Source organism: Burkholderia sp. 22088 (assembly GCF_052045915.1).
Lineage (GTDB): Bacteria > Pseudomonadota > Gammaproteobacteria > Burkholderiales > Burkholderiaceae > Burkholderia > Burkholderia cepacia.
The window spans coordinates 227,388-243,091 of the sequence record NZ_JBQEPY010000003.1 but is presented as its reverse complement, the minus strand read 5'-3'; the positions used below and the strand labels follow the sequence as shown (position 1 = coordinate 243,091).

Sequence of the window (15,704 nt, the reverse complement as noted above, 5' to 3'; positions counted from 1 at the left end):
CTTTGCGCGTCGCGCGGCCACCCGTGGACCGCCCGCGCCGCGCACGCCACCGGGATAACACCCATCTAGTCGCGCGCCGGCCACATCGATATACCGTTGATGACGCTGTCCACCTCACGCGCGATTCATGCACGGGGGGATTTTATTCGGACGGAAATGCGGCCAATATGTCGGTTCGATCGAGGTTCGTCGCACGCGGCGGCGAGCCGGGCGCGCGATACCAATGCCAAGCGGGGAACAACGATGGTTGCTAGGTCACCTGACGCAAACGGGCACACGGTGCCCGAGATGACGCATGTGTCCGTCACCGCGCCCGAGGATGGACGCAAGCTGTTCGTGATCATGCGTTCGCCCGACGAGCCGTTGCTTGCGCAACTGCGCGGGCTGGGCTGGGAAGTCTCCGTCGCGAAGACAGCCGGCGCCGCGCAGAACATGACGTCCGGCGTGAGCGTCGCTGCCGGGCTGGTCGATTTCTCCGGGTTCACGTCGCGCGAGTATCCCGCGCTGAAGGCGTGCCTGAGCCAGCCGTCGATCGGCTGGATTTCCATCGCCCAGGCCGGTGTCACGATCGGCCCGGCCGTGCGCGAGCTGATCCGCAGCTACTGCTTCGACTACGTGACCCTTCCGTTACCGTACGAGTGGATTTCGCACGTGCTCGGCCACGCGCGCGGGATGGCCGCGCTCGATCGCGTCGATGGCGCGGCCTACGCGGCGTCGATCGGCGAACACGGGATGATCGGCAACTGCGAGGCGATGCAGCAGCTGTTCAGCACGATCCGCAAGGTCGCGAAGACGGACGCGAGCGTGTTCATCTCGGGCGAGTCGGGCACCGGCAAGGAGCTGACGGCGCTCGCGATTCACGAGCGTTCCGGCCGCGGCAAGGGGCCGTTCATCGCGATCAATTGCGGCGCGATTCCGCATCACCTGCTGCAGTCGGAACTGTTCGGCTACGAGCGCGGCGCGTTCACCGGCGCGAACCAGCGTCGCGCGGGCCGGATCGAATCGGCGAACGGCGGCACGCTGTTTCTCGACGAAATCGGCGACATGCCGGTCGAAAGCCAGGCGAGCCTGCTGCGCTTCCTGCAGGAAGGGAAGATCGAGCGGCTCGGCGGGCAGGAATCGATTCCGGTCGACGTACGGATCATCTCGGCCACCCACGTGGATCTCGACGGCGCGGTCGAGGCCGGGCGCTTTCGCGCCGACCTGTATCACCGCCTGTGCGTGCTGCGCATCCACGAGCCGCCGCTGCGCGCGCGCGGCAAGGACATCGACATCCTCGCGCACTACGTGCTGCAGAAGTACAAGGCCGATAGCGGCCGCAAGATCAGCGGCTTCACGTCGGCCGCGCTCGATGCGATGCGGCGCTACGAGTGGCCCGGCAACGTGCGCGAGCTGATCAACCGCGTGCGGCGCGCGATCGTGATGGCCGAGAGCCGGCTGCTGACGCCGCACGATCTCGGGCTCGATACGCCGGGCGAAACCGAACCCGTGACGCTCGAACAGGCGCGGGCGCTCGCCGAGCGCACCGCGATCGAGAATGCGCTGCTGCGCAACGATCACCGCATCAACAAGGCCGCTGCCGAACTCGGCATTTCGCGGGTGACGCTCTACCGGATGATGATCGAGCACGGGCTGAACGACCACGACAACAACGGCGACAACGGCGGGCACGACGGCGCGCCGTCGGGCGACGCGGGGCATCAGCGGGTCGGCTGAACCGGCGCACGCGTAACGCGTGAGCCGGTTCAGCGATAGGTCCAGAGCCGGTGCAGCACGAACGTGACGGGCGGCACGCACAGCACGACCGCGGCGACGCTCCATGCGCGTGCCAGCCCGAGCGTCACGGCGCCGTGCGCAAGCAGCATCGTCACGGCGAGGCCGACCATCGCGACGGCGAGAAAGCGCATGAAGTTGCCCCACGTCACGGGCGACGAAAAACTCCACAGCGTGTTGGCGAGATACGAGAACGCGGTCGAGCAGGCGAACGCGACCGCGTTCGCGGTCACGGGCGTCGCGTCGAACAGCGCGAACATCGCGGCCGCGATCAACGCATGCAGCGCGGTCGAACCGAGGCCCGACACACCGAAGCGAATCAGTCTGGCGCGTTCGGCGATATAGAGGGTACGGATCATCGGCGGGGCGATCGTTCGGGCGGTGGGGCGGCGTGTGTGGCGGCGTCGTGCGGTACGGCATCCGCCGGCCGGAGGCGCCGATGCGAACACGACGCACGCCGGTTTCGCAGTATAGCCGTGCGCCCGGCCGGCCCGGCCCGGCCCGGCGGATGGATCGCGCGGGCAACCCGCGGCCCGCGTGCTGCCTGCGGCATGTAAAGCGCATGAAACATTTCGCGTCGGCGGCCATGCGAATTTGCGTGGTGAATCGGCGTGAACGGCCGGCCGTCCATCGGTAAAAATGCCGTGCTTCATTGTTCAGCCTTATCCGGCAAGCCAGGGCCGCCACGTGGTCCGCGCGTGCCGCGCGCCGCGTGTTTCAGTTTCGTAACTTCCCGCATTCGGCACCCGTTCCGGCCGCCACGCTGCCCGGCTGGCCCCTTGTCCGGACAGGCTCGCGCGAAGCTGGCCCGCTCCTTGCGAAAGTGGGCGTGCGAAGGTCGACGATGCACGGTCCGTCCGGTTCGGCAGCGAACCCTGTCAGTACCGGCCAGGACACGGTCCGCGGGGATGCGGCGGCGGAGCGCGGCGCAACAGCCGCGTTCCGGCGAGCACGGAGCGTCGTCGCCTGATCGTCGGGGCACCGGCCTCGTCCGGTTGCCGGAACAACCATCAGACTGATACGGGGTAGAAAAATGATCGATCGCCACACGCCGCGGCCGGCAGGCCGCGATCGCAGTGATGCGGAGCATCGCCGGTCGCATGTCGTTCTCTCGGCCGGCCGGCATGCATCGACAGGCCATCTCTCCGCGCCCGGTGCGAGGCGGATCCGGCTGATTGCCGGTCATCCGCGCCGGGTCGGTACTTTCCTGCACGCGAACCCGATTCGCAAGGGCATGTGCGCTCGGGCGCCGGTACCTCGACGCCCGGTCTTCGCCTATTGACCGAAGCCGCACGATATCCGTTCGCGCCGGGCATCGTCGCCGCGAACGATTGATCTGCAATCCGAATGAGGCGCGAGGGTCTTGCCGCGCGCGCGACGGATGATGCATTCGATGCGACGGCAAACGGCGTCACGCCGTTGCCGTCCGGTGGTGAGGGGAGGGGCGGTCGGACGCGCGCGACGGGAGTGGCGCCCGTACGCGCGCGACGCCGTTTCAGCCGCCGTAGATGTCGAAGTCGAAGTACTTCGACGCGAGCCGCTTGTAGGTGCCGTCCTTGACCATGTCGAGGATTGCGCCGTCGATCTTCGCCTTCAGGTCGGTGTCTTCCTTGCGCAGCCCGATGCCGGCGCCGATGCCGAGCACCTTCTCGTCGACGAGCTCCGGGCCGACGAACGTGTAGTTCGCGCCGCGCGACGATTTCAGGAAGCCGATCGCGGCCTGTACTTCATCCTGCAGCGCCGCGTCGAGGCGGCCCGAGGTCAGGTCCGCGTACACGCCGTCCTGGTTCTGGTACGACACGACGTTCGCGCCTTGCTTGCCCCAGTACGCCTTTGCGTACGTTTCCTGCGTCGTGCCCTGCTCGACGCCGATCGATTTGCCCTTCAGCGATTCGGCCGTCGGCTGCAGCGGCGAGCCCTTCTTCACGACGAGCCGCGTCGGCTGGTTGTAGATCTTCGTCGTGAAGCCGATCTGCTGCGCACGCTGCGGCGTGATCGACATCGACGACAGCACCGCGTCGAACTTCTTCGCCTTCAGCGCCGGAATCATCCCGTCGAAATCGTTCTCGAGCCACACGCACTTCGCCTTCAGGCGCGCGCAGATCTCGTTGCCGAGGTCGATGTCGAAGCCGACGAGCTTGCCGTCGGGCGCCTTCGACTCGAACGGCGCGTAGCTGGCGTCGGTGCCGAAGCGGATGGTGGTCCAGTCCTTCGCGACGGCGGGGCCTGCGGATACCGCGAGCAGGGCGATCGAAACAGCGGCAATCAGTCTCTTCATGGTGCGTTCCTTGGCGGGGTGCTTCCGGTTCTGTGCGACACGGTTTCACGGACCCGAGCCGCATCTGCGCGCGGTGTCCGCACGGCCATTAACGCAGAAAATAAAATCAGAGTCCAGAATGGACAAAAAATATCGTTTTGCCGGATGCGTGAATCGGTCGCCGGGTGCCGACCCTTGCAAAAATACGAAAATGGACTAATCTTGTTAGTAAATTCGTTTCGAGACTAACGATCATGTCACAACCCGCCTACGAATCGCATTCCTCCCCGCCGCAGGCCTCGGTCGCGCAGATGTCGGCGGCCGGCCTGCGTGCGTTTTTCAACATCGCGCGCGACTGGGAGCTGACGATCGACGAACAGATCGTGCTGCTCGGGTCGCCCGGCCGTTCGACGTTCTTCAAGTGGAAGGCCACGCCGGAATCGGCGCGGCTGCCGCGCGATACGCTCGAGCGGCTATCGCTGCTGCTCGGCATCTACAAGGCGTTGCAGATCCTGCTGCCGCAGCCGGCCGCAGCCGATGCGTGGGTCAAGCGGCCCAACGACGCGGCGCCGTTTGGCGGCAAGCGCGCACTCGACCGGATGCTCGCCGGCAACGTCGGCGATCTGGTCGCCGTCCGCCAATATCTCGACGCGATGCGAGGTGGCTGGGCGTGACGATGCCGATCCAAGCACAACAATGGCCCACGACCGCGGTCGACTGGGCGCCTGCCTATCGCGTGATTCCCACCCGTTTTCCGGCAATCAACCTGTTCGACCGCGTTGCGTCGGCGGACGATTTCGACGCGCTGTACGCGCTCGAATCGCTGACCAACGACCGCATTCGCAACGAAGTCGGCACGCTCGACCTCGTCCCGCCCGCCGAACGTCGCTACGGGCAGGGCTGGGGGCCGATCATGGCCGCGTTCACGCACCTGAATCCGCAGGGCAGCCGTTTTTCCGATGGCAGCTACGGCGTGTTCTACTGCGCGCGCTCGCGCGATACGGCGATCGCCGAAACGCGTTATCACAGCGCGCTGTTCCTGGCGGCGACGAAGGAGCCGCCGATGCGCCAGCAGATGCGGCTCTATACGGTGATCGCGCAAGGCGACGTGGCTGACGTGCGCATGTGGCCGAAACGCGATCCGGCGTTGCTGCACCCGCTCGATTACAGCGCCGGGCAGGCGCTCGGCCGCGCGGTGCGCAATGCCGGCGGTGCGGGGATCGTCTATCCGTCGGTGCGCGACCCGCGCGGCGAGTGCCTGGCGGCGTTCCGCACCGCGCTGCTGCGCGATTGCCATCACGCGGCCTACCTCGAATACAACTGGAACGGCTCGGCCGTCGATGCGGTGTTCGAACTGAACCAGGTCGGCTAGTGGGCGCTCGCGGGCATCAGGGCAGCGGCCAGTCGCACGCGTGGCGTTCGCGCGCCTCGGCCTGCGTCATCGACCAGGTGCGCCCGGTGCGCGGCTCGACGAGCGTGAGCCGCCCGGCCGGTGCGAACGCACCGGTGTCGATGAACCACTGCGCGCCGATCCGCTGCGGTGTGCGCACCGGCGTGTGCCCGGTGCAGGTCAGCGACAGCCCGGCCTGCCGCGCCGGATCGGCGAGCCCCTGGACGAGATCGCGGCCCCAGATCAGCCGTTCGCGCACGTCGTGCGAATAGTTGCCCGTGTCGAGATCGGCGTCCGAGCCGAAGAATTCCGCATGCAGCACGTTGAAGCGCCCGGGGCCGTCGCCGATCACGCGCACCAGCGGCAGCGCGTCGACGCGCGCCGCGTGCGCGTGCAGCCGTTCCGCCGGCAGGTCGGCGCCCCAGTCGCCGCCGATTCCGCGCCACGCGTCGGGCGACAGCTTGCCGCGCGCCACGAGGCTCAACACTTCCTCGTGATTGCCGCGCACGACGTGGCACCACGGGCGGTCGAGCAGGTCGAGCGTGGTTTCGGATGCAGGGCCGCGGTCGACGAGGTCGCCGACCGAGAACAGGCGGTCGCGAGCCGGATCGAAGCGGATGTCGTGCAACAGCGCGCGCAGCACATCCACGCAGCCGTGCAGGTCGCCGACGACGAAGTCACGGCCGGCCGTATTCGCGGGATGGTGGCAGAGGGGGGCGGTGGCAGTCATCCCATTATCTTAGGCGCTCGCGCCCATCGCCACGTCACGACGGAATGACGATAATCGGGGCGCTACCCGCCGGTGCGGCGCGGCGGGGCGTCCCGCGCGTCGGCCGAACCCTTTCCATCTGCTTTCGGAATCACACGATGACGTTCTATCCCCAGGTATTACGCAACCGGCCGCGCATGGTCGCGGCGTTCATCGCCGGCGTGCTGTGCGCGGTGCTGCTGCCGTTTCCGCTGCGTCCGGCCGCGCGGGCGCTGATCGGCTGGGATTGCGCGGTCTGGCTGTATCTCGTGCTGATGTGGGTGCGCATGGTCACCGCGCATCATCACAAGGTGCGCGAAGTCGCGATCCGCGAAGACGAAAACGCGACGACCGTGCTGACCGTCGTGTGCTTCGCGACCGTGGCGAGCGTGGCTGCGATCGCGATCGAACTCGCGACCGCCAAGAGCGTGGGCTTCAGCGCGGGGCTCAGCCACTACGCGATTACGGGCGCGACGCTGTTCGGCGCGTGGTTCCTGATCCCGACGATCTTCACGCTGCACTATGCGCGCCTCTATTACGGCTCGCCATCCAACGACCGCGCGCTGCGCTTCCCCGACCGCAATCCCGAACCCGATTACTGGGATTTCCTGTATTTCGCGTTCACGCTCGCGGTCGCGTCGCAGACGGCCGACGTGTCGCTGGCAAGCCGCTCCGCGCGGCGCTCGGTGCTCGCGCAGTCGATCCTGTCGTTCTACTTCAACATGGCCGTGCTCGGGCTGTCGATCAACGTGGCAGCCGGCCTGCTGAGCTGACGCGGGCCGCGGTCGTGCGCCGCGTCATTTGAGCAGCTCGTACGGGCCGCCGCGCTCCAGCGCGCGCCGGTATGCCGGCCGCGCGTGGATCGCGTCGAGAAAGCGCGCGATCGCGGGATGCCGGCCGTCTCCGCCGCGCGCGGTCGCGGCCTCGAGCGGAAAGCTCATCTGGATGTCGGCCGCGCTGAAGCTGTCGCCGACGAACCAGCCGGTGCGCTGCAGCACACCGTCGACATGGCCGAGATGCAGCGCGATCTGCGGATCGACGAAGCCCGACTGCAGCGTCTCGGCGATCTTGCGCGCGATCGGTCGCGCGAAGAACGGCATCGGCGCGTGCGCGATCCGCAGCGCGACGAGCTTGAGCAGCAGCGGCGGCATCGCAGATCCTTCCGCGTAGTGCAGCCAGTACGTGTAGTCGTGCCGCTCGGGCGTGCCGGGCGGCGGCGCCAGGCGCCCGTTGCCGTAGCGTTCGACCAGGTATTCGATGATCGCGCCCGATTCGGCGTACGTGCGGCCCTCGTCGGTGACGACCGGCGACTTGCCGAGCGGATGGATTGCGCGCAACGCGGGCGGTGCGAGCATCGTCTTCGGGTCGCGCGCGTAGCGCACGATCTCGTACGGCACCTCCAGTTCTTCGAGCAGCCAGAGCACGCGCTGCGAGCGCGAGTTGTTCAGGTGATGGACGGTGAGCATGTCGACGCCGGAAGTGGGGGCGGGAACGACATCATACCCAGCGCGGGTGGCGCACAAGCGAAACGCGTCGCGCGACGTGGCGCGACGCGTCTGGCCGACCGCGTCTGGCCGACCGCCCCGATCCATCACGCGCGCCGGACGGCGATCCACGCGCCCCAGAACAGGCTCGAGAAAAAGCGCAGCGGTGCATCGAAGCCCGCATCGCGCAGCAGGGCGAACACGGCTTCCTCGGACGCGGGCGGATCGGCGCCCTGCAGGATCTTCGCGAGTTGCGCGCGCACCGCGTCGGGCGTCGCGCCTTTCATGCGCCAGCGTTGCTGCCATGCGTCGAGCAGGCGAGGGTGGTCCGCGTAGCGGCGATGATTGCCGGCGAGCACGAGCGGCGCGCCGGGTTTCAGGCGTTGCGCGATCGCCTGCAGCAGCGCCGCCTTCGCTTCGTCGCTCGGGACGTGATGCAGCACGCCGATCAGCGTCGCGCCGTCGAACGCGGGCGTGTCGGGTAACGCATCGACACCGTCCTCGACGAACGCCGTGCGCGCGCCGCAGCCCGCGGCCTCGACGTTCGAGCGCGCGAGCGCGAGCATCGGCCCGGACGGGTCGACGGCCGTGAACCGCCAGCCCGGCTCGAGCGCGGCCGCCACGCAGATTTCCTGCCCCGTGCCGCCCGCGCCCGCGACGAGGATCCGTGCATCGGGTGCGGCGATTGCCGACGCGAGCATGCACGCGGTGAGTTCGTGGCAGGCATCGTAGCCGGCGAGTGCGATGCGGGATTGCTCGGCGTATTCGTGTGCGCGTGCCGGATCGAATTTGGCGGCGCTGGCGGGAAGCGACATGACGGGTTCCTCGGGTCGGGCGCGGACGGTGTGTCCACGAGCATCGCGCAGAGCGTAAGCGTGCACGGCCGGTGCAACAAGGCGACCAGGCATTCCGGTATGCGGGCTACCTGCCTCGCCGGCGCTTGCCGGACCGCGGGTTTTCCAGGGGTCGATTCGCATTTAATAATGTCCGGGGACGTTGCATCGCGATGGCGAATCCGGCGCATACTCGTTTCTCCCCCCGCCTGGCCGTCGCATGCCGGGCCCCGATGTGCCGCGCCGCTGGCGCGGCCATGCCGCTCGGTACGCACGAGGAGCGCATGATGTCCGATTGTCCGCACGACCCGTATGCGCAGCACTACATTCACTGCCTGCCGTTCGGCGCACAGCCCTGTGGCGCGCTCTGCGCGACGCCGCGCACGCATTTTCGCGTGTGGGCACCGGGCAGCACGCAGGTCCAGCTCGAACTCGATACCGGTTTCGGCCCGTTGCTCGTTCCGATGACGGCCGCCGGCACGCACTGGTTCGAAGTCTTTGCCGATTGCGGCGCGGGTGCGCTTTACCGCTATCGCCTCGACGATACGGTATCGATTCCCGATCCCGCATCGCGCTCGCAACCCGAGGGGCTCAACGGCCCGAGCGAGGTCGTCGATCCGCGCGCGTTCACGTGGCGCAACACGTTCTGGCGCGGGCGCGCATGGGAAGACATCTCGCTCTATGCGATTCGCCCGCACGCGGTGGGCGGCTTCGGCGGCGTGCGCCGGCGCTTGCCGCAACTCGCGCGCCTGGGTGTGACCGCGCTGGAGCTGCTCGCGTCGCCGCACGACAGCCTGCCGTTCGCGCCGCTCGCGGCCGAAGGCGGCCCCGACGCGCTGAAGGCGCTGATCGACGATGCGCACGGCTACGGTCTCGCGGTGCTGCTGGAACTCGACTACGCGCGCTTCGGCAGCGGCACCGATGCGCTGCGCCACTACGCGGCGCCGTTCTTCCATACGCGCGACGATCCGCTGCAGGCGTCGCCGCTCGCGCTCGATCATCCGGAAGTCTGCGATTTCTTCTGCGACAACGCGCTGTACTGGATCGACGAGTACCGTTGCGACGGTCTGCGCCTGCGCGAAGCCGACCGGATCGGCGTGTCATGGCTGCGCGAGATCGCGGACCGCGTGCGCGCGGCGGTGCCGGCCGACCGGCTCATCCATCTCGTACTCGGCAGCGAGCGGCATCCCGCGCATCTTGCCGATACCCATTTCGATGCGCAGTGGAACGGGTGCGGCGAACGCGCGCTGCACCGGCTGACGGGCCGCGACACGTCGGCTCATGAAGGCATTTCCGCGCATCAGTCGATCCACACGCTCGCCCGCGCGCTGACCGCGGCCGGGGCCGCATTCCAGCCGGCCGGGTCGGGCGAGGGCATGGCTGCTGACAGCGGGCTGTCGTTGACGTCGCTGGTGCTGTCCGACGGCGCGTGGCGCGACAGCGGGCAGGGCGACCACGGGCAGGAGGCCGGTCTGGCCGCGCTTGCGCTGTCGCTGCTCACGCCGCAGATCCCGTTGATCTTCGACGAAACCGCGCGCGACGCCGATCGCGCGCATTTCGTGCAGTCGGCGCTGGCGGTGCGCGCGAAGCTGATTGCACCGAGGTTGTCCGATTGCCGGCCGCAGGATGCGCGTGCGCTGAAGTCGGACGGCGACGGCGATGCCGACGCGCTGCTTGCGTCATGGCGGCTCGCCGACGACGAAACGTTGACGATCGCGTTGAACCTGTCGCCCGAGACGGTGCCGTTCGATGCGCCGAGAGGGCGGGTCGTGTTCGAGACGCCGGCGCGTGCGCGCGACCGGGTCGATGAAGGGGAGTTGCCGCCGTACTCGCTCGTCGCGTGGCTGACGGGTGACGTCAACCGGTATGCGCTCACGCACGATGCGCGTCGCATCGACGACGGCGCGTGGCGCGGAAGGCGCCCGAACCTGAACGCATGACGACGTGAGGCGGTAATGTCTGAACGGCCGGGCGCATCTGCGCCCGGTTGCGTTGCAGGAAATCCCCGGACTACCAGAACCCGCGAATGCCCGCGATGCCGTGCGCGCCGTGGCGGCGTGCATCGTCGAGGTGGGAGCGTTTCATGCCGCCGAGCGCGAAGACGGGCATCGCGGCCTCGGCGGCCAGCGCGCCGAACTGCGTCCAGCCGAGCGTCGGCGCACCGGGATGGCTGAGCGTCGGCAACACGGGCGACAGCGTGACGAAATCCGCGCCGGCGCGCGCGGCCAGCAGCAGGTCGTCACGCGTGTGGCAGGCCGCGGACACCCATCTTCCGGCCGGCAACGGCCGCTGCGTGGCGGCGCGCAACGCGGGGCCGTCGAGATGCCAGCCGGCGCCGTCGAGGCGCATCACGCCGGCCGCATCGATCGGGCCGTTCAGCATCAGGTGTGCGCCGGCCGCGTCGCAGCGTGCGAGCGCCGCGGCGGCGAGCCGCGCAAACGCGGCTGCGTCGAGCGATTTCACGCGCAGTTGCACGAGCGTCTCGCCGCGCGCGAGCACGGCCGACAGCCGGTCGAGAAACGCCGCGCAATCGGCGGCCGACGCGGACGCCGGCTCGGGCGTGATCACGCAGCAGCGCGGCAGCGTCGCGTTCATCGCGTGCGCCGGCGGCAGCCACGCGCGGCCGTCATTCGTCGGCCTCTTTCGCTATCTTCGGGTAGACGCGCACGAGCACGATGCGCGGCCCGTTCATCTTCTTCACGACGACGTCGAAGCGGTCGAACGACACGCGCTGCCCTTCGGTCGGCAGGTCGCTGAGCGCCTGGATCACGAGGCCGCCGACCGATTCCGCGCGGCCTTCGTCGATGTCGATGCCGAGCGCCTGTTCGAGCGACACGACGGGCAGGCTGCCCTTGCCCATCAGCGTGCCGTCGTCGAGGCGGCTCCAGTCGGCGTCGCCCTGGCGGAACTCGTCGTGGATCTGGCCGACCAGCGCGCCGAGCAGGTTGTCGAGCGTCAGGAAGCCGATCGGCTTCTCGCCCTTGTTGCCGACCAGCGCGAAGTGCGGTGCGCCCTTGCGGAAACGGCGGAACAGGTCGAGGGCCGGCGTGTCGGGCTTCACGTACTGCACGGGGCGCACGTAGTCGGACAGGTCTTCGAGCGCGGCGCCCGCGTGACGCGCGAGCAGCAGGTCCTTCAGGTGGATCAGCCCGCTCACCTGTTCACGCGACGCATCCTCGAACAGCGGATAGCGGCTGAAGCGGTGCCGCGCGACGATCTCCATGTTGTCGGGCAGCGGCAGGTCGCGGCGCAGGCCGATCATTTCATGGGCCGGCCGCATCAGGTCCGATACGGTCATCGACGAAAAATCGAGCGAATGCGCGAGCGTGTTCCACTCGTCGTCGCTGTACGTGCCGCGCGCCGGCTGCGCGGTGTTGCCGGCCGTGCTGCGCCGGCTGCGCAGGATCAGCTTCAATTCGTCGGTCGAGTAGTGCGCGTCGCCGCCATGGTCGGCCGACAGCCCGGCGAGCCGCAGCACCGCGTTGGCGCTGTTGTTGAGCACCCAGATTGCCGGGTACATCGCCCAGTAGAACGCATAGAGCGGCAGCGCGACCCACAGGCCGACCTTCTCCGACTGGCGGATCGCCATCGACTTCGGCGCCAGTTCGCCGACGACGATGTGCAGGAACGAGATCAGCGAGAACGCGAACACCAGCGAGATCAGGTGCACGACGCGCTCCGACTGCACGCCGATCAGGTCGAGCAGCGGGGTGAGCAGTTGCGCGAACGCCGGTTCGCCGACCCAGCCGAGGCCGAGCGACGCGAGCGTGATGCCGAGCTGGCACGCGGAAAGATACGCGTCGAGCCGGCCGTGCACGATGCCGAGGATGCGGCCGCGCAGGCCGTGCTTGCGGGCCAGTGTCTTGACGCGCGTGGCGCGCAGTTTGACCAGGCCGAATTCGGCCGCGACGAAGAACCCGTTCAGGGCCACCAGGAACAACGCGCCGATGAGCGCGAAGATCTGTAACAAAGAATCACTCCGGTTATGACAGGCTCGTCAGTATAGAGCCAGAAAGGAATTCGTAATGTATCGGGCGGTCGCTGGCTTACACCGGCGCCTCGCCGGGGACGGAGAACGTGACGGTGGCGGTTGCGCCATCGGCGAACGCGTCGTGCGAGAACGTGCCGCCGTGTGCGAGCGCGACGCGTTGGCAGAGCGCAAGCGCCCACGCGACGCGCTTCGCGTCGCGCTCGCGCAGCAGCTCGCGTCGTGCGAACGATTCGAACGCGTGCGGCTGCGCGGGATCGGCGAGCGTGTCGGCGTTGACGGTGCATGTGGCGCGCGCGGTGAACTGCACGCCGTCGCGCGCGCACGCGAACGTCACGCGGCCGCCGGCGGCGCTGGCTTCGACCGCGACCGTCAGCATCGTCCAGAGCGCCTGTGCGATGCGTTCGCGGTCGGCGGTCAGCGACGGTTCGCCGTCCGGCAGCGTCGCGTCGAGCGTGACCTGTCGTGCGTCGGCGAGCGCGAAACGGACGAGTGCGAGCGTGTCGTCGAGCAGCGCGCGCAGCGCGAACGGCTGCGGCGCGAGTGCGAGCGTGCGTGTTTCCGCGCGCGGCGCATCGAGCACGTCGTCGATCAGCGCGACCTGCTGGTCGATCCCGGTGCGGATGCCCGCGAGCGCGCGCTGCAGGTTCGGATCGGCGTTGGCGAGCTGGCGCTCGAGCACGTATGCCCAGCTATGCATGGCATTCAGCGGGCTGCGCAGGTCGTGCGACGCGGTGGAGAGCGCCTGGTCGCGCAGGAACAGCGCCGCCTGGGTGGCGTAGTGCGCTGCGCGTTCGCGCAGCAGGTCGGCGGCGGGATCGACGGAAGTGGACGTCACGGAGCGGGCCTGTCGGAAGCGGTTGGCGTGGTTATCACGCGAACCGCCATTATAGGGACGGTGCGTGTCACGCCGGCAGTGCGTCCTCGTCCTTTTTCCGGGCGTCGCCGGTCGGCAGCAACTGGCACGCGAGCAGGCCGGCCAGCATCAGCGCGCAGCCGACGAGCGCGCGCAGCGTCAGCGTTTCGCCGAGCGCGGCCCAGCCGGCGAGCGCCGCGAACACGCCTTCCATGCTGAAGATCACGGCTGCATGCGCGGGCGCGGCGTCGCGTTGCGCGACGACCTGCAGCGTATAGCCGACGCCCACCGACAACAGGCCGCCGTACAGCAGCGTCGGCAGTGCGCCGCGCAGCACGGCGCCGCTGACCGGCTCGACGGCGAGACCGACCGCGAGACACGCCACGCCGCACACGAGGAATTGCAGGAACGCGAGCACGAGCGGATCGTGGCGCCGGGCGAAATGGCCGACGGCCATCACGTGCGCGGCGATGATCACGGCGCCGGCGAGCTGGAACCAGTCGCCGTACAGCACCGAGAAGTGCTCGTCGATACTGAGGAAATACAGGCCGATCGCCGCGAGCAGCGCGCCGAACCACGTGCCCGCGCCGATCCGGTGACGGGCGAACACGCCCATCAGCGGCACGATCACGACGTACAGCGAGCTGATGAACCCCGCGTTGGCGATGCGCGTGTACTGCAGGCCGATCTGCTGCAGCGATATCGATACCGCCAGCAGCCCGCCGAGCGCGAGGCCCGGCAGCAGCAGCGCCGGCGCACGGCGGATCGCCGCGAACTGCGCGCGCGACGCCGTGTTCAGCGTCAGCAGCGGCACCAGCACCAGCGCGCCGAGCAGGAAGCGCAGCCCCGTGAACAGGAACGGCCCGATCACGTCGAGGCTCAGGCGTTGCGCGACGAAAGCCGAACCCCAGATCGCGGCGGCGGCGAGCATCAGCAGGTTGGCACGGAGGTGCTTGCGGGCTTCGGGCTTCATTGGAATTCTTCTGAAGATTGCTGGCGGCGAAACCCGTCAGTTTACGCCGAGATTGCAAGGCTGTCGGCAAACCTGCGCAGCGCGGCGGCCGCGCGTGGGTCGCGCACGCGCGAGTAGAGCACGACCTGCGACAGCGGCAGCGGCGGCAGCCCGAATTTCGCACCGACGTCGACCAGCGTGCGCGGCGCGACACGCCGCGCGAGCGGGCAGACGGCAAGCCCCGCGGCAGCGGCGGCCGTGACCGCCGCGACACCCCCTCCCGTAAAGCGTTCTCGCCACGGCTGCCCCGCGTGATCGAGGGCGCGCAGCGCGGCCGCACGCACGCCGCACGGGCCGGCCAGCACCGCGAGCGGCAGCGGCTCGCCTGCACGCGGTGCCCAGTCCGGCGCGGCGAGCCAGGCCAGCGGCTCGGAAAACAGCAACGTGCCGTCTTCGCGCGGCGGGTCCTCGCCCGGCTCGTGCCGCACGATCACCGCATCGAACCGGCGTTCGTCGTATTGCGCGAGCAGGTTCGTCGACGTTCCGAGATGCATTTCGAGCGACAGCCCCGGGTCCTGCCGATGCAGGCTCGTGAGCACGGCCGGCAGGTCGGGCACGGCGACATGCTCGCTGACGCCGAGCGCGAGCCGGTGCGTGCCGGCCGAGATCGCGCCGAGCGCGTGGTCGTGCGCGTCGAGCAGCGCACGGGCGGCCGGCAGGAAATTCTCGCCGTCGGCGGCCAGCTTGACCACGCGCGGCGTGCGCGCGAGCAGCGGCTTGCCGAGGTGCGCTTCCAGCCGTTTCAGCTTCAGGCTCACGGCCGACTGCGTGGTGCCGAGCGCATCGGCGGCGCGCGTGAAGCTGGCGAGATCGGCGACCAGCACGAACGCGCGTACGGCATCGAGGTCGAGGACTTTCATTTTCGATGTAAATGGATGAAATATTCATCAATGACTGTTCATTATAGTTCGGCACGCCTAACCTGACGCTGTGTTTCCGTTCGTCAACGTCAACTTCACCGACAGGAGCAGGATCATGCCATTCACCCGTATCGCAGTCCGCGAAGGCAAACCGGCCGCGTACCGCGCGGCGCTCGTCGACGGCGTGCATCGCGCGCTGATGCACACGTTCAACGTGCCCGAGGACGACATCTTCATGGTCGTCACCGAGCATGCGGCCGAGAACTTCGTGTACGGCCGCCACTACCTCGACATCGAACGCAGCGACGATCTCGTGATGATCCAGATCACCGCGAACAACACGCGCACGCTCGAGCAGAAGCGCGCGCTGTACCGGGCGATCGCGGACAACCTCGCGCAGCAGCCCGGCGTGCGGCAGCAGGACGTCTTCATCAGTCTCGTCGAGGTGCTGAAGGAGAACTGGTCGTTCGGCAACGGCCTCGCGCAGTACGCCGTTTGACCTG

General features: G+C 68.6%; 16 protein-coding genes. 6 read left to right on the top strand and 10 right to left on the bottom strand.

The window, feature by feature from the left end; all coding sequences use genetic code 11:
* Positions 1-243: 243 nt before the first annotated feature.
* Entirely contained in the window at positions 244-1,716 is a 1,473-nt protein-coding gene (locus ACTJLD_RS06930) for a sigma-54 dependent transcriptional regulator (protein WP_124544195.1), read from the top strand.
* A 29-nt stretch (positions 1,717-1,745) separates the two neighbouring features.
* Here the strand turns inward: ACTJLD_RS06930 and ACTJLD_RS06925 are convergent, their stop codons facing one another.
* Entirely contained in the window at positions 1,746-2,132 is a 387-nt protein-coding gene (locus tag ACTJLD_RS06925) for a GtrA family protein (RefSeq protein ID WP_440658395.1), read from the bottom strand.
* Positions 2,133-3,268: 1,136 nt separating this feature from the next.
* On the bottom strand, positions 3,269-4,051 hold the full coding sequence (locus tag ACTJLD_RS06920) for an ABC transporter substrate-binding protein (RefSeq protein ID WP_059693914.1): 783 nt from the start codon (positions 4,049-4,051) through the stop codon (positions 3,269-3,271).
* A 233-nt stretch (positions 4,052-4,284) separates the two neighbouring features.
* Here ACTJLD_RS06920 and ACTJLD_RS06915 point away from each other — a divergent pair, with 233 nt between their 5' ends.
* Together ACTJLD_RS06915 and ACTJLD_RS06910 are read left to right on the top strand one after the other, a co-directional pair.
* A complete protein-coding gene (locus ACTJLD_RS06915) occupies positions 4,285-4,704 on the top strand; it encodes an MbcA/ParS/Xre antitoxin family protein (RefSeq protein WP_042972651.1) in 420 nt (139 codons plus the stop codon).
* A gap of 2 nt (positions 4,705-4,706) precedes the next feature.
* Positions 4,707-5,402: an RES family NAD+ phosphorylase gene (locus tag ACTJLD_RS06910; RefSeq protein ID WP_048022260.1), complete on the top strand. Its 696-nt coding sequence runs from the start codon at positions 4,707-4,709 to the stop codon at positions 5,400-5,402.
* A 16-nt stretch (positions 5,403-5,418) separates the two neighbouring features.
* On the opposite strand, the gene ACTJLD_RS06905 is transcribed toward ACTJLD_RS06910, so the two are convergent.
* Positions 5,419-6,150, bottom strand: a complete 732-nt coding sequence (locus tag ACTJLD_RS06905) for a metallophosphoesterase (protein ID WP_272546679.1) — start codon at positions 6,148-6,150, stop codon at positions 5,419-5,421.
* Positions 6,151-6,287: 137 nt separating this feature from the next.
* On the opposite strand from ACTJLD_RS06905, the gene ACTJLD_RS06900 reads away from it, so the two are divergent.
* On the top strand, positions 6,288-6,941 hold the full coding sequence (locus ACTJLD_RS06900) for a DUF1345 domain-containing protein (RefSeq protein ID WP_027791048.1): 654 nt from the start codon (positions 6,288-6,290) through the stop codon (positions 6,939-6,941).
* 24 nt (positions 6,942-6,965) lie between these two features.
* On the opposite strand, the gene ACTJLD_RS06895 is transcribed toward ACTJLD_RS06900, so the two are convergent.
* Both ACTJLD_RS06895 and ACTJLD_RS06890 read right to left on the bottom strand, forming a co-directional pair.
* On the bottom strand, positions 6,966-7,634 hold the full coding sequence (locus tag ACTJLD_RS06895; RefSeq protein ID WP_059693916.1) for a glutathione S-transferase: 669 nt from the start codon (positions 7,632-7,634) through the stop codon (positions 6,966-6,968).
* 125 nt (positions 7,635-7,759) lie between these two features.
* Positions 7,760-8,467 (bottom strand): class I SAM-dependent methyltransferase, encoded by a 708-nt coding sequence (locus tag ACTJLD_RS06890; protein ID WP_440658394.1) that lies wholly within the window; start codon positions 8,465-8,467, stop codon positions 7,760-7,762.
* A gap of 305 nt (positions 8,468-8,772) precedes the next feature.
* Between ACTJLD_RS06890 and ACTJLD_RS06885 the strand changes: the two genes are divergently transcribed.
* Entirely contained in the window at positions 8,773-10,425 is a 1,653-nt protein-coding gene (locus ACTJLD_RS06885) for a DUF3459 domain-containing protein (RefSeq protein ID WP_175757522.1), read from the top strand.
* A gap of 70 nt (positions 10,426-10,495) precedes the next feature.
* On the opposite strand, the gene ACTJLD_RS06880 is transcribed toward ACTJLD_RS06885, so the two are convergent.
* The 5 genes from ACTJLD_RS06880 to ACTJLD_RS06860 form a co-directional block, all read right to left on the bottom strand.
* Complete coding sequence (locus ACTJLD_RS06880; protein WP_124672915.1) at positions 10,496-11,080, bottom strand: thiamine phosphate synthase; 585 nt, start codon at positions 11,078-11,080, stop codon at positions 10,496-10,498.
* A gap of 31 nt (positions 11,081-11,111) precedes the next feature.
* Entirely contained in the window at positions 11,112-12,455 is a 1,344-nt protein-coding gene (locus ACTJLD_RS06875) for a hemolysin family protein (RefSeq protein ID WP_060083403.1), read from the bottom strand.
* 76 nt (positions 12,456-12,531) lie between these two features.
* A complete protein-coding gene (locus ACTJLD_RS06870; protein WP_021156300.1) occupies positions 12,532-13,311 on the bottom strand; it encodes a sensor histidine kinase in 780 nt (259 codons plus the stop codon).
* 67 nt (positions 13,312-13,378) lie between these two features.
* Complete coding sequence (locus ACTJLD_RS06865) at positions 13,379-14,302, bottom strand: DMT family transporter (RefSeq protein WP_440658393.1); 924 nt, start codon at positions 14,300-14,302, stop codon at positions 13,379-13,381.
* Positions 14,303-14,343: 41 nt separating this feature from the next.
* Entirely contained in the window at positions 14,344-15,201 is an 858-nt protein-coding gene (locus tag ACTJLD_RS06860) for a LysR family transcriptional regulator (RefSeq protein WP_060173127.1), read from the bottom strand.
* A 115-nt stretch (positions 15,202-15,316) separates the two neighbouring features.
* Here ACTJLD_RS06860 and ACTJLD_RS06855 point away from each other — a divergent pair, with 115 nt between their 5' ends.
* The gene (locus ACTJLD_RS06855) at positions 15,317-15,700 is read left to right on the top strand and encodes a tautomerase family protein (RefSeq protein ID WP_059649181.1); all 384 of its coding nucleotides are present in this window, start codon (positions 15,317-15,319) and stop codon (positions 15,698-15,700) included.
* Positions 15,701-15,704 lie beyond the last annotated feature (4 nt).